The following is a 12,643-nucleotide window of genomic DNA, read 5'->3' on the forward strand; positions in this document are numbered from 1 at the left end:
ACCATTGATTCCCTTCCTCCTTCATTTTTTTACACCAATTACACGTAATCTTTTATAATCAGCTACCCAATTTTCGTCTTTATACAAAGTATCTTTTAAATTATTCTCAACGTTTGTAATGATATCTTTTATCCTATGTTCAGGAACATCATCAAATAAATGATTACCAAACATAGCAATCCAATTTTTCAGCCCTTTATCTCCGTCCAATTGTGTCGGCCTATCGTAGTGTTGAGCAAAGGTTACTCTAAATCCTACCTCTTCCATTAAAGTTGCGTATTCAGCAATACTAGGATAAAACCACGGGAATTTTTCTTTTTTAAACGTTATCCCTTCTCTTTCGATTTGTTGAATGATTTCATCTGTTATGATTTGAACGTTTCCTTTTCCTCCGAACTCAGCTACAAATCTTCCCCCTGCTTTTAAGCTGTGGTAAATACATTGTAGGGCTTGGATTGGTGGTTTTACCCAATGAAGAGTTGCATTAGAGAATACAGCATCAAATTCGCTATGGAAGTCTAATTCTACTGCATTTTGAACCATGAACTTTATTTTTGGGTATTTGTGTCTTGCTTGAGTAATCATATTTTCTGAGTTATCTATACCAACGATATCAATACCGAAATTAGATAATTCATTTGCTAAATCACCCGTCCCGCAGCCTAAGTCAAGAATTTTTTCACCTTGCTTTGGTGCTAATAAATCTACTAAGTCCTGACCATACTCAGAAACAAATGAATGCTTTTTATCGTATAAATCTGCATTCCAGCTATCATTCTTATTTTGAAGTGTTTTCAAGTTAATTCCCCCTTTGTCAATATGGATATATTTAGTAAATTAATTATACATGAAAGAATAAATGAAAGTTAATGATGAAATTTAATTACCACAATGGACATAGGCTAACCCTTCGTTGAAGCGTGTTTCTCCACTTGCAGTAAATGCATCTTTCATTTCTTCCTCTTCATCGGAGAAGAATTCGTGTTTTGGCAAAACGGTAAAGTTAGCCTTTACGTCTTTCCAAAACGACCATTTTTAGGTATATATACAAAAGAATTTGAGAAAAAGCGGTTCGTTCACGTATACTTGAATTGTAAAATAAAATAGTGCATGCAAAGGAGAAGAGTTGAGTATGACGAGAGAACAGACGAGCAGAGGATACTTTGGAGATTTCGGTGGGAGTTTTGTACCTAAAGAACTTCAAGAAGTAATGGATAATTTAGAAGCGGCTTTCATGAAATATAAAGATGATCCTGAATTTAAAGAGGAGTTTCAATACTATTTAAAAGAATATGTGGGAAGGGAAAATCCGTTGACCTTTGCACAAAATCTAACAAAAAAAATAGGCGGTGCAAAAATTTATTTGAAGCGGGAGGACCTGAATCATACGGGCGCTCACAAAATCAATAATGCCATTGGGCAAATACTGCTCGCTAAACGGATGGGGGCAAAGCGTATCATTGCAGAAACCGGAGCCGGACAGCATGGTGTAGCGACTGCGACGGCTTGTGCGATGTTCGGCTTGGAATGTGTCATCTATATGGGCAAGCTGGATACGGAACGGCAGGCATTGAATGTATTTCGAATGGAATTGTTAGGGGCTAAGGTCATACCGGTGGAAAAGGGCCAGGGCAGGTTAAAGGATGCGGTCGATGAGGCGCTGAGTGACTTGGTTCAAAACTATGAAAATACGTTTTACCTCCTGGGTTCTGCTGTCGGGCCTCATCCTTATCCTTCAATCGTCAAGTATTTTCAGTCCATCATCAGTGAAGAATCGAAAAAACAAATCCTTGAAAAGGAAGGGAAACTGCCAACGGCAATCATTGCGTGTACGGGTGGTGGAAGTAATGCCATTGGTGCTTTTGCTCACTATATCGATGACGCAGAGGTTCGTTTGATTGGTGTAGAACCCTCCGAAGCCCCGAGTATATCTCAGGGAGTTCCAGCAGTGCTGCATGGATTTAAAAGTTTGACGTTATTGGATGAGGAAGGGGAACCACAGCCGACTTTTTCCATTGCGGCAGGCTTGGATTACCCTAGCGTAGGTCCGGAACACAGTTTCTTGAAGGAAAGTGGCAGGGCCGAGTATCTAACCATAAAAGGGGAGGAAGCGCTCGAAGCCTTTCAAGTACTATCCAAAACGGAGGGAATCATCCCGGCGCTTGAAAGTTCGCATGCCGTTGCGTGTGCCCTGGTCTTGGCAAAAGAACTATCAAAGGATGACGTGTTGATTGTGAACTTATCAGGACGCGGCGATAAAGACGTTGAGCAAGTATTCAAGATGCTGAGTGAATGATGTATAGAGACAAAAGGGTTTCGGGATGAATTCGTCCTGAAACCCTTTTTAATTTGCTTAAAGATTAAGAGTCCAAGAGTTTTACCTACATATGAATCGTTTGAAGAAGCATCGCCGCCACCCGAATTTGTTGTTGAAACAAGGTCGAGAAGCTATTTAGTGTTGATGAATGAGATGAATCTTTTGCCCTGTCTTTTCTCTATCAAAATAATTCGGCTAAGATCTACATAGGTATTTATTCTATTTTCATTCTTGACGATAAGATTTCTGAATATTTTGTCGTATTTAGTCTTATCACATGTCTTTCAAAGTGAGGAGTCTAGACTAGTAGTCCGATTATTTGTGCGGAAAGCAGGTGGCTTTACCTATATTTGTCCTGTAGTGTAATTGAGTGTTTCGACTGATAGTTAATTAATGGCAAATTAAAATAAAATAGTTTTACAGCTTGAGAGCTTCATACATAGCAAATACAAAGCGAAAGCGAGAGAGGGGAAACGAGATGAAGACTGGAAAAAGGATTGGAATGGCTATGCTGTGTTTCGGGATGAGCTTCTCCATTTTTGCCAAAGGAGCGGATGCCAAACAAAGCGAGAAGGTACAAAAGGAAGATATTCGCGTTTACCTAAAAGGGTCTGAGAATGAGATAACGCAAGCCAAGAAGAAGTTTGGGCATGAGCGGAGTTTTGGAAAGGAAGGCTTTACGGCAAACGTAAGCAGCGAAGAATATGAAGCGTTGACTAAGAATGGCAATCTAGAAGTTGAAAAGGTAAACAAGTATACAACTGCGCAAACGGTTCAACCGACTAGCCAGGCCACGACTGCTGCGGTTCCGTCCGCGAGAACGCCATGGGGCATCAAGGCTATCTACAATGATTCGTCCATCACTAAAACATCGGGGGGAGACGGTATTAAAATCGCAGTATTGGATACTGGAACAACGGTTTCGCATACGGATTTGTCAGCAAATGTGGAGCAATGCAAAGATTTCACTACCTCATCCACCTACACCAATAACTCTTGTACAGACAGGGACGGACATGGAACACATGTATCCGGAACTGTCTTGGCAAACGGTGGCTCTGACGGACTTGGGGTATATGGAGTGGCTCCTGAAGCCGAACTTTGGGCATATAAAGTACTGGGTGATGATGGTTCGGGATATTCCGATGATATCGCGGCAGCTATCCGTCATGCAGCCGATCAAAGTGTGAGCACAGGGTCTAAGACCATCATCTCGATGTCCTTGGGTTCAAGCAGGAAAGATTCCTTGATTTCAAGTGCAGTGGACTATGCTTATGGCAAAGGTGTCCTGGTCATTGCGGCTGCCGGAAACAGCGGATATTCAGCGAATACAATCGGTTATCCAGGAGCTCTTCCCAATGCAGTGGCTGTAGCGGCTCTTGAAAATGTTCAGGCTAACGGGACATATAGAGTGGCTAATTATTCTTCCAGAGGGAATCCGAATACGGACGGAGATTATGTGATTCAGGAAAAAGATGTCGAAGTATCAGCTCCGGGTTCAGCCATTGAATCAACTTGGCTAAACGACGGCTATAACACTATTAGCGGAACTTCGATGGCAACACCACATGTTTCAGGGTTGGCGGCTAAAATCTGGTCCTCTAATAAGAACCTGACTAATGCGCAGGTGCGAGCTCAATTACAAACAAAAGCAAAAGCTTATGACATCAAGGGTGGATACGGTGCAGCGACTGGTGATGATTATGCATCCGGTTTTGGATTTGTCCGTGTAAAATAACGGAACCCTTATACAGATGATATCACTGAGGGATAAATGCCTTTGAACGTGTATCATTTCATAATTCATTCATCATCTATATTTTTTTAATATAACAGAAACATCACTATTAAACTTTATTAATAAAATCATCAATTCAACAAATTGAAGCCTCCTAGAAATAGGAGGCTTCCATGCATTAATTATTTCCGGCGATAGGCTGATCTACCCCATTAACATCAAGGACGTTGCTTCCGTTCAGACCATTGGCGGTAAAAACGAATGCACCTGTGTTAGATGAGCCGGAGCCGGTGACGGACTTGCTGGCGGATTTCGGTGAAATGACGGCCGCATCCCCGAATAAGAGGTTTCCTGACCCGACATTAAATATTTGTACTGGACCTACAATGGCTGGCATATGATTTCTCCTTTATACAGTTTCTGTTCCATCCGATGTATTATCGCCTGTTCCTGCCTCATCGTTTTTCCTCGGAATCTGACGGATGTGTTTAATCCTTGATTCCATGCGGATATGACCTACGTTTCCTACGCCTACGATAGCAGATGAAGATATCCCGATGATATCGACATTCCCAACACGAATGAAGGGGTTGGGATTCGAGAATGTTGTCGCGACTGGTTCAGAAATCCTCGGGATATAGAAAGGACGTGTAAAGACTTCATAATCACTGAAGTCGGGTTCCGGTTCGGAAAAGCTATCACTTTTTTTCTGGACTGCCAATGCTTTGGCGGCCCCATCGATATAAGCAGTGTCTCCAATTTGTAGGTTGGATGAAAATGAGACGGTCTTGGCTGACAAAGACTTCACTTTCGATATTCTTGTGAACATCTGATTTATCCTTTTGGAGTGAGTGGAACGAATGGTCCGATGATGAGTGATTCGGGGGGAGTATCGAATGCTGAGGAGAGCTGGATGGTTTGTACGTCCCCAATGAGGAATAAGGCGGAACTCGCTACCCCAGTCACTTTAATATCACCGACACATAGCTGGTGGTTTGTTACATTAAACTCCATTTGGATTTCCTCCTGTCTCGGAATGTGAGTTGGTAATGAATTGTATCAACGCTGTTTGAATATCCGATCTTACTTTTTCCGTGATCTTTTCTTTCACATTATCACGCTGCTGAGGTGCACGTTCAGCATGTGAAAGGTTGTCAAAGTACATATTGATACGCTGATGAAGCTGGCGTTCCACATCCTGTCTCATGAAGTCGTGATATGAGGGTTCCAATGTGATCTGAAGCTGGCCTTCCGTATCACGGATCATATCCTCCAATCCTGAAAGAATGTCATTATAAATCTCCTGAGCGACAATTTCACGTCCTGGAAATAGAAAAGGGGCAGGTTGGATGGGTTGATTGTTGACAGCGAACTCCTCAATATTATTTAAATCATTAGGATTCAAACCGATATTCAACGTTCCATCTAATGACTCGACTTTTAACTGATCAAATTTATATTCAATTTTATCCACATGGATTGGGGGTTTATTCTTCATTTCGGCAAGTTCATCTGTCAGGCGTTTGAGTTCGTGTTCAAGCTTCATAATTCGTTTATCCTGGGCTTCAAGAAATCGCTGCATTTGTATGGAATACGAATATAAATCATGATTCACGATTAAACACCTCACCTTCACCTAATGATAATTTCATATATGGCAGTATATGAAATTGCCTCATGTAGGTGAATGCCTATGGATTACGGATTAGGGAGGGCTAAATGGGACAAAGCTAGTCTCTGGAACCATATCCTCTTCAAGCATTGGAGCGGGTTCAGTGAATCCACCTGTATTGGCTAAGGTGGAGTATGGCTTAATCACTCCGGCACTCCCTATTTGAAAAACAGATGAATTGGTTATGCTTTCGATTTTTATCATATTGATTTGGATCGTTTGGTGGATATTGAAAATCATGATGTCCTCCTTTCAAAAAAATGCTAGAGGTTCAATGCTACTGGCTGATCGACGCCATCTGAATCGTTTGTGTTAGTGGTACTGTAGGCGTTGTAAAGTGAAATGGATTCGCCTGTATTAAAAGAGCCAGCTCCCGCAAACGTTTTTGAAGCGGAATATGGGCTGATCTTAAAAACATCGCCAATATGGACAACGCCACTGCTCCCGACATTGATCACTTGAATAACTCCTACGATGGCCGGCATGAAAATCACCCTTTTTTATTCTGGTTTATCACGGATTTACAAGCAGCAAGTCTATTTTGAATGGATGCTTCACTGTATTCTATGTTTTTTCCTTTATTGATGTGATTCAATTGCCTATACCTTAGCAGCTTAGAAACCTGTGATGTTTGGTGTTGGTAAATAATATACAAATATGGTAATATAATGATAAATTCATAATTTTCAAACAAATTGAATGAGGGGTGATTGGATGAATGTGCCTTTAGTGCTATCACATTTTCTGGACAGGGCAGCTTCACTTTATGCTGACAAGAAAGCGATTATCGGGGACGATAAGGTCCTGACATATCAGGAGCTGAATGGAAGGGTCAACCAGCTTTCCAATGGATTGAGTGACCTAGGGATTAAAAAAGGGGATAAAGTGGCTTATCTTGCACCGAACTCGATCGAAATGCTTGAAGGTTTTTATGGGGCGTTCCAGCTTGGGGCTGTAATGGTGCCTTTGAACATTCGGTTGACGCCGGCGGATTATGTATTCATTTTGAATCATAGTGAATCAAGGGTCCTTTTTGTGGATCAGGATTTGTATCACCTTATCTCATCGGTTAAGGACCAGCTGAAATCAGTGGAGCATATCATCGTGCACTATAAAGCAGGCGATACAAATGAAATCGATTACAATGTCTGGCTGGAGAGGTTTGACAAAGAAGGCTTCTATCGGGAACAAGTGGATGAGAATGACGTATCGAGTCTCTTATATACAAGTGGCACAACCGGTAACCCTAAAGGGGTCATGCTCACCCATCGCAATAACTATTTACATGCCCTTAGTGCCATGCACCATTTCAGGGTCAATGATCGCGATACATATATGCATGTCCTGCCGATGTTCCATGTGAATGGGTGGGGTGCTCCTTTTTATTATACGGCCAATGGTGCGACGCAAGTTTGCTTGAGAAAAACAACACCAGATTCCATATTCAAGGCGCTTGAGAAACATAAGGTAACCATCATGCATATGGCGCCAACCGTCCTTAATTCATTGTTCCAATATTATGAAAAGAATGTACCGAAGCTGGAACAGGAAATTCGAATCGTCGTGGCTGGTTCGGCACCCCCGCCCGCCTTTGTCACTAGGGTGGAAAAAGAGTTGGGGTGGGAGTTCATCCAAATCTATGGCATGACGGAATCCACTCCAATGAGTTTGCTTTCGGTACCCCGCTCTGAATTCGATGGACTTCCGGAAAGGGAAAAATACAAAATGAAGGCGAAAGCCGGTTACCCCTCCATAGGCAGTGAGGTAAGGGTGGTACATGACAATGGTGACGAAGTAGCACGTGACGGGGTTGATGTCGGTGAAGTCATTGTTCGCAGTCATGGAGTCATGTTGGGATATTGGAAAAATGAAGAGGCCACGATGCAGGCGTTGAAAAATGGGTGGTTGCATACAGGTGATATGGCGACCATGGATAGTGATGGGAATATAGATATCGTAGACCGCAAGAAAGATATTATCATAAGCGGTGGGGAGAATATCTCATCCATAGAAGTGGAAGGGACTTTATATGAGCACGAGGGCATCTTAGAAGCGGCAGTCATCGCAGTGCCCCATGAAAAATGGGGGGAGACACCACATGCTTTCATCGTGCCAAAACCAGGCGTTCAATTAACGGAAGCCGATATTCTGGCTTTCACAAGAGAAAAACTAGCCCATTTCAAGGCAGTGACCAGCGTCTCATTCGTAAGGGAGTTGCCAAAAACGGCATCGGGAAAAATCCAGAAAATCCATCTTCGTAATGATTATTGGGAAGCTAAAGGGAAAACGGGAAGATTCGTCAATTAAAAGACGGTCCGCGCTGCTCTATGATGAGCAGCGTTTTTTCTAGTAGTTTGTAAGCCATTAATGAATGGGAAAGGAAATATACAACTAAATTTTCCAGGCTCATTTATAATGGAGTAATTAGTGAATGAGGATGTGAAATGATGAAAACTGCAATGGCCCCTTTACAGGAAAGCAAAAGGATTGCCAGTATTGATCTATTAAGAGGTTTGGCCATTTTAGGAATTTTTTTAGTGAATATGCCTTCGTTTCATACACCCATCTTGTATAGTAGTGGTGTTGAATATTGGGATGAAGGCTGGGATCGTATCTTGTACATATGTAGCGATATTATCGCCCAGGCGAGTTTTTACCCCTTGTTTGCATGTTTGTTTGGATTTGGGGCCGTTATCTTGGCTGCACGGAGTGAAGATAAAGGCATCTCGTTTCCTTTGCTGTTTACGAAGCGGCTTTGCTTTTTATTAGGGGTAGGGTGCATACATGCCTTTTTCATTTGGCATGGAGACATCCTTGTTAATTACGCAATGTTCGGGTTTGCGTTTTTATTATTCTATAAATGGAAAGGGAAGTATCTGATTTGGCTTGGATCGTTCTTATATATTGTTCCTTTCGGCGTGTTCGGGCTTTTTTTCCTTATTATGAGCTTTGTGGATAGTGGATTGATGAAAATTCAAAATGAGGTCGAGTTAATCAAACAATCCCAAGAGATATATTCTGCGGGTTCTTTTATGGAAGTGACGGGACAAAGAATGGCAGACTGGTATATGGTTAATGGTCCAACGAATGTCATCTTCCTCTTCCTCTCCATTTTTCCTTTCTTTTTAATTGGAGCTGGTGTAGCCAAGCAGGGATGGCTTCAAAATCCTGCCCGTTATAAACGGCCAATAAGGAAGATAGTGATTATAAGCCTGTTAACAGGGGTGGCGATCAAGATCCTACCGTATGTGACGGATTACGATTATGGGACGACATTCATCCAGGATTACTTTGGCGGACCGCTGCTGACGATGTTTTATATTACCGCAATCACACTGTTGGTTGAAAAGGCGTGGGCTTACAAGTTGCTATATCCCTTATCTTTGGTAGGAAGGATGTCGATGAGCAATTACCTATTTCAATCGATTGTCTGTACATTCATTTTTTATTCATATGGTTTTGGGTTGTACGGGAAAGTGACTTATACGGAAGGGTTTCTCCTGATGATCGTTGTCTTTTCTATACAAGTCTTGCTAAGCTTCTGGTGGATGAAGCGATTCCGGTTCGGTCCGGTGGAATTTGTCTGGCGATATGTTTCGTATGGCAAAAAGCCCGTTATGATACGGAATGATAAGTGAGGGGGAAGAATGTTCGCAGAACTGCCTTATTTGAGCGAGATACTGGCACCTTACTTTTGTTTTTATGTAAAAGCCTATGTTATGATGAAATGGATATTGAACGAGGGGGCAAGTAAATGGGAACTCACTTACACATAACGACTTGGGTTATCGGAATCATTCTTTTCTTTGTAACATATTCCATGCTTAAAAATGGAAGCCCGAAAGCCAAAATGATGCACATGATCACACGTGTATTCTTCCTTTTGATTTTCCTTACAGGTGGAATGCTAATTACTGACTTTGGTGCATATGCAGTGAAAATGATTGTAGGAATCATCGTGATTGCCGCGATGGAAATGGTATTGGTCCGTAGGAAAAAAGGAAAAGCTGTAAGCGCGATGTGGGCATTATTCGTCGTTGCTTTTATATTCGTCCTTTATCTAGGATTATCCCTACCACAAGGTTTTGACTTGTTTTAATCATGATTGAAAAAGGACAAATGGGTTTCATCTCATTTGTCCTTTTTTGTATGCAAACTTTACAAGGAATTAGTGGGAATTCACTTTTTCGATGATGATCCGTTTCCCTGTATTAAGGGTGAATTCAAAACGGTCATGATCCTTTTTACCATAGGAAAAATGGTGCTGGACGAGACAGATTTGGGTCTCGTTATCAAAAGTGAAGAAATTCACGCCGGATTGATTGGTGAGCTCCCTTAAAAAAGTGAGCTGATTGTAGCTATATATACAATCATAAATAGAGAAGTCCAGCGAATTCAGGGTCGTGACAAACTGGAAAAAAGAATCATCGTTCAATTCCTCCAATAAACGTTCAAACGAATATAATAGTTTTTTTCGAATCCTTATGGGTTCATTGTCCCTCAGGAAAGTGAAATCCCTGTGAAGGTGGATTTTCCCCTCCGCTTCCAATAAACCCTGCTGCCATCTTCCCCCTCTATAAACTTCAATGATGCTCTGAACGTGATCTTCAATCGATGATGCCTCATCGGTTTCATCGTCAAAAAAGATCCATTGCTGATTGATATTTTCCACAGTTCCTTCGGTAAACGCTCGTGTTTGTCTGTTCATTAACTTCGTTCGATGTTGCTGACTCATGCTTATACCTCCAATAGGGGAATCCTCACCTACTTTTTAGTCAAAATCCAATGAAAATATAACGGTATATTTTAAAATATTATGGACAAATAACCAACTTTCCATCTTTGCATAGGCTATGTTAAACAGGGATGCCTTCCTTTCCCACTCTTTTTTGTCACAACAAGGGTGGGGGCAAAGGGCTTCTACGGAATGGTGCTGTAACGATACTAGGATTTGAAGCCAGAACATAAATATGGATACCTAATTGCTTAAAAGGCAGAAGGCTATATGATTTGATCGTCCAGATGGAAAGGGTGAAGTGTGATGTGTGGAATTACAGGTTGGGTGCATTTTCAAAAGAATTTAAGGACGGAAACTGAAACACTCGAACAGATGACGAAAACTTTGGCTAAGAGGGGTCCAGACGAGGAGAATGTATGGAGTGATACCCACGTCGCCTTTGGTCATAAAAGATTAACGGTTGTCGATGCAGAGGGTGGAAAACAGCCGATGACAAAGGAACATGGAAACGGAAGATATACCCTTTGTTACAACGGCGAATTGTATAACACCGAAGACATTCGAAAACAGCTATTATTAAAAGGATATTCCTTTAAGGGGCATTCTGATACAGAAGTTTTACTAACTTCTTATATAGAATGGAAAGAAAAATGCGTCGAACTGTTCAATGGGATTTTCGCCTTTTCCATTTGGGATGAAAATGAACAGAAATTATTCATTGGAAGGGACCGAATGGGAGTTAAGCCTTTCTTCTATGCTGAAAGGAAAGGCGGGTTCATTTTTGGTTCGGAGATAAAAGCCATTCTAGCCCATCCCGATGTCAAAACAGAAATTGATAGGGAAGGCTTAGCCCAAGTATTAGGGGTGGGCCCATCCCGGACGCCCGGTTCTGGTGTCTTTCACGATGTTAAAGAATTAAGGCCGGCCCATGCCCTTACTCTATCAAGAAAAGGGATGAGAATATGGAGATACTGGAATGTTCAGAGTGAGGAACATCGTGATTCACTAGATGAGACATCTGAAAAAGTACGCTTTCTGGTAAAAGATGCCGTGACCAGGCAACTCGTCTCCGATGTTCCGCTATGTAGCTTTTTGTCAGGTGGGGTGGACTCAAGCGCGATTACGGCCATCGCGGCGAATGCCTATTTGGATGAAGGTAAAGGAAGGCTTCATACGTATTCCATCGATTATGAAGATAATGAAAAATACTTCAAGGCAAATGAATTCCAGCCTAATTCAGACGGACCCTGGATCAAAAAGATGTCGGATACATTCAACACCGTGCATCATTCCGCCGTCATCTCTCAAGAGCAGTTGACCGACTATTTAATCGAAGCTGTCCAAGTCCGGGACCTACCGGGAATGGCGGATGTCGATTCCTCTTTGCTTTGGTTCTGCAAAGAAATAAAACAAGATTTCGTGGTGGGGTTATCAGGGGAATGTGCGGATGAAATTTTCGGTGGCTATCCATGGTTTCATCGTGCCGATGATTTAAATCGCACTGGTTTTCCTTGGATGAGGTCGACTGGTGAACGGCAATCTCTGTTGAAAGAGGGCTGGCATGACAAATTAAAACTGGAGGAATATGCAAATGATGCGTATTTGACCACGGTTCTAGAAACTCCTAGATTAGAAGGGGAAAGTGGGGAAGATGCTAAGCGCAGGGAGCTATTCTATGTAAATTTATTATGGTTCATGACAACATTGCTCGATCGGAAGGATCGGATGAGTATGGGCGCAAGCCTTGAAGTGCGCGTACCGTTTGCGGATCACCGACTTGTTGAATATGCTTGGAACATCCCTTGGGAAATGAAGATGACCGGTAACCGGGAGAAGGGGATATTACGTAAAGCATTAGAAGGAATGTTGCCAGATGAAGTGTTATACCGCAAGAAGAGCCCGTATCCCAAGACACATAACCCTGTCTACACGGATCGAGTTCAGACGTGGTTGAAAGATATCCTGACTGACAAAAGCTCGGTTCTTCACGAGTTATTCGATCAACAGAAAATGACTGATATAGTTGATTCGAAAGGCGCCGCCTTTAAGGTCCCTTGGTTCGGTCAATTAATGTCAGGTCCTCAGTTACTCGCCCACTTGGCTCAAATAGATGTATGGTTCAAGCAATATGATATCCAAATCATTGAATGAAAAAAAGGGGCTCAGCGTATCGTACGC

At 42.1% G+C, this 12,643-nt stretch carries 14 protein-coding genes; 6 read left to right on the forward strand and 8 right to left on the reverse strand.

The genetic code is table 11. The features are described 5' to 3' along the window. Positions 1-21: 21 nt before the first annotated feature. Positions 22-798: a class I SAM-dependent methyltransferase gene (locus AC503W_RS05140; protein ID WP_494916333.1), complete on the reverse strand. Its 777-nt coding sequence runs from the start codon at positions 796-798 to the stop codon at positions 22-24. 334 nt (positions 799-1,132) lie between these two features. On the opposite strand from AC503W_RS05140, the gene trpB reads away from it, so the two are divergent. Then, complete coding sequence (trpB, locus tag AC503W_RS05145) at positions 1,133-2,296, forward strand: tryptophan synthase subunit beta (protein WP_407408428.1); 1,164 nt, start codon at positions 1,133-1,135, stop codon at positions 2,294-2,296. Between the two features lie 499 nt (positions 2,297-2,795). Continuing rightward, on the forward strand, positions 2,796-4,055 hold the full coding sequence (locus AC503W_RS05150) for a S8 family peptidase (protein WP_494916335.1): 1,260 nt from the start codon (positions 2,796-2,798) through the stop codon (positions 4,053-4,055). Between the two features lie 178 nt (positions 4,056-4,233). Here the strand turns inward: AC503W_RS05150 and AC503W_RS05155 are convergent, their stop codons facing one another. The 6 genes from AC503W_RS05155 to AC503W_RS05180 all read right to left on the reverse strand — a co-directional run bounded on the left by AC503W_RS05155 (position 4,234) and on the right by AC503W_RS05180 (position 6,212). Next, positions 4,234-4,452 carry a spore germination protein gene (locus tag AC503W_RS05155; RefSeq protein ID WP_402867743.1) on the reverse strand — a complete coding sequence of 73 codons (219 nt, stop codon included), beginning with the start codon at positions 4,450-4,452 and terminating at the stop codon, positions 4,234-4,236. Between the two features lie 12 nt (positions 4,453-4,464). Next, a complete protein-coding gene (locus AC503W_RS05160; protein ID WP_407408432.1) occupies positions 4,465-4,884 on the reverse strand; it encodes a spore germination protein GerPE in 420 nt (139 codons plus the stop codon). A gap of 5 nt (positions 4,885-4,889) precedes the next feature. Then, positions 4,890-5,069, reverse strand: a complete 180-nt coding sequence (locus AC503W_RS05165; protein WP_402964212.1) for a spore germination protein GerPD — start codon at positions 5,067-5,069, stop codon at positions 4,890-4,892. Continuing rightward, positions 5,059-5,670, reverse strand: a complete 612-nt coding sequence (gerPC, locus tag AC503W_RS05170; protein WP_427687878.1) for a spore germination protein GerPC — start codon at positions 5,668-5,670, stop codon at positions 5,059-5,061. The genes AC503W_RS05165 and gerPC overlap by 11 nt, the downstream gene beginning before the upstream one ends. Positions 5,671-5,760: 90 nt before the next feature. Further along, entirely contained in the window at positions 5,761-5,967 is a 207-nt protein-coding gene (locus AC503W_RS05175; RefSeq protein WP_407406513.1) for a spore germination protein GerPB, read from the reverse strand. A 23-nt stretch (positions 5,968-5,990) separates the two neighbouring features. Next, entirely contained in the window at positions 5,991-6,212 is a 222-nt protein-coding gene (locus AC503W_RS05180) for a spore germination protein (protein ID WP_402867748.1), read from the reverse strand. A gap of 229 nt (positions 6,213-6,441) precedes the next feature. Between AC503W_RS05180 and AC503W_RS05185 the strand changes: the two genes are divergently transcribed. The 3 genes from AC503W_RS05185 to AC503W_RS05195 all read left to right on the forward strand — a co-directional run bounded on the left by AC503W_RS05185 (position 6,442) and on the right by AC503W_RS05195 (position 9,826). Then, positions 6,442-8,034 carry a long-chain-fatty-acid--CoA ligase gene (locus tag AC503W_RS05185; RefSeq protein ID WP_407406515.1) on the forward strand — a complete coding sequence of 531 codons (1,593 nt, stop codon included), beginning with the start codon at positions 6,442-6,444 and terminating at the stop codon, positions 8,032-8,034. Between the two features lie 137 nt (positions 8,035-8,171). Continuing rightward, a complete protein-coding gene (locus tag AC503W_RS05190; protein ID WP_494916338.1) occupies positions 8,172-9,365 on the forward strand; it encodes a DUF418 domain-containing protein in 1,194 nt (397 codons plus the stop codon). A gap of 116 nt (positions 9,366-9,481) precedes the next feature. Beyond that, a complete protein-coding gene (locus AC503W_RS05195; protein ID WP_402867751.1) occupies positions 9,482-9,826 on the forward strand; it encodes a YisL family protein in 345 nt (114 codons plus the stop codon). A gap of 69 nt (positions 9,827-9,895) precedes the next feature. On the opposite strand, the gene AC503W_RS05200 is transcribed toward AC503W_RS05195, so the two are convergent. Then, the gene (locus AC503W_RS05200) at positions 9,896-10,462 is read right to left on the reverse strand and encodes a DUF2777 domain-containing protein (protein ID WP_427687873.1); all 567 of its coding nucleotides are present in this window, start codon (positions 10,460-10,462) and stop codon (positions 9,896-9,898) included. Between the two features lie 306 nt (positions 10,463-10,768). Here AC503W_RS05200 and asnB point away from each other — a divergent pair, with 306 nt between their 5' ends. After that, positions 10,769-12,616, forward strand: a complete 1,848-nt coding sequence (gene asnB, locus AC503W_RS05205) for an asparagine synthase (glutamine-hydrolyzing) (protein WP_427687871.1) — start codon at positions 10,769-10,771, stop codon at positions 12,614-12,616. The last annotated feature ends 27 nt before the right edge of the window (positions 12,617-12,643 follow it).

The organism is Peribacillus suis, from assembly GCF_059384845.1.

Bases quoted from the DNA above. Each gene is read 5' to 3' on its own strand.
- AC503W_RS05150 (WP_494916335.1), top strand. From the start codon at position 2,796: ATGAAGACTGGAAAAAGGATTGGAATGGCTATGCTGTGTTTCGGGATG.
- AC503W_RS05175 (WP_407406513.1), bottom strand. From the start codon at position 5,967: ATGATTTTCAATATCCACCAAACGATCCAAATCAATATGATAAAAATC.
- AC503W_RS05165 (WP_402964212.1), bottom strand. From the start codon at position 5,069: ATGGAGTTTAATGTAACAAACCACCAGCTATGTGTCGGTGATATTAAA.
- AC503W_RS05200 (WP_427687873.1), bottom strand. From the start codon at position 10,462: ATGAGTCAGCAACATCGAACGAAGTTAATGAACAGACAAACACGAGCG.
- AC503W_RS05180 (WP_402867748.1), bottom strand. From the start codon at position 6,212: ATGCCGGCCATCGTAGGAGTTATTCAAGTGATCAATGTCGGGAGCAGT.
- AC503W_RS05190 (WP_494916338.1), top strand. From the start codon at position 8,172: ATGATGAAAACTGCAATGGCCCCTTTACAGGAAAGCAAAAGGATTGCC.
- AC503W_RS05185 (WP_407406515.1), top strand. From the start codon at position 6,442: ATGAATGTGCCTTTAGTGCTATCACATTTTCTGGACAGGGCAGCTTCA.
- trpB (WP_407408428.1), top strand. From the start codon at position 1,133: ATGACGAGAGAACAGACGAGCAGAGGATACTTTGGAGATTTCGGTGGG.
- AC503W_RS05160 (WP_407408432.1), bottom strand. From the start codon at position 4,884: ATGTTCACAAGAATATCGAAAGTGAAGTCTTTGTCAGCCAAGACCGTC.
- AC503W_RS05155 (WP_402867743.1), bottom strand. From the start codon at position 4,452: ATGCCAGCCATTGTAGGTCCAGTACAAATATTTAATGTCGGGTCAGGA.
- asnB (WP_427687871.1), top strand. From the start codon at position 10,769: ATGTGTGGAATTACAGGTTGGGTGCATTTTCAAAAGAATTTAAGGACG.
- AC503W_RS05195 (WP_402867751.1), top strand. From the start codon at position 9,482: ATGGGAACTCACTTACACATAACGACTTGGGTTATCGGAATCATTCTT.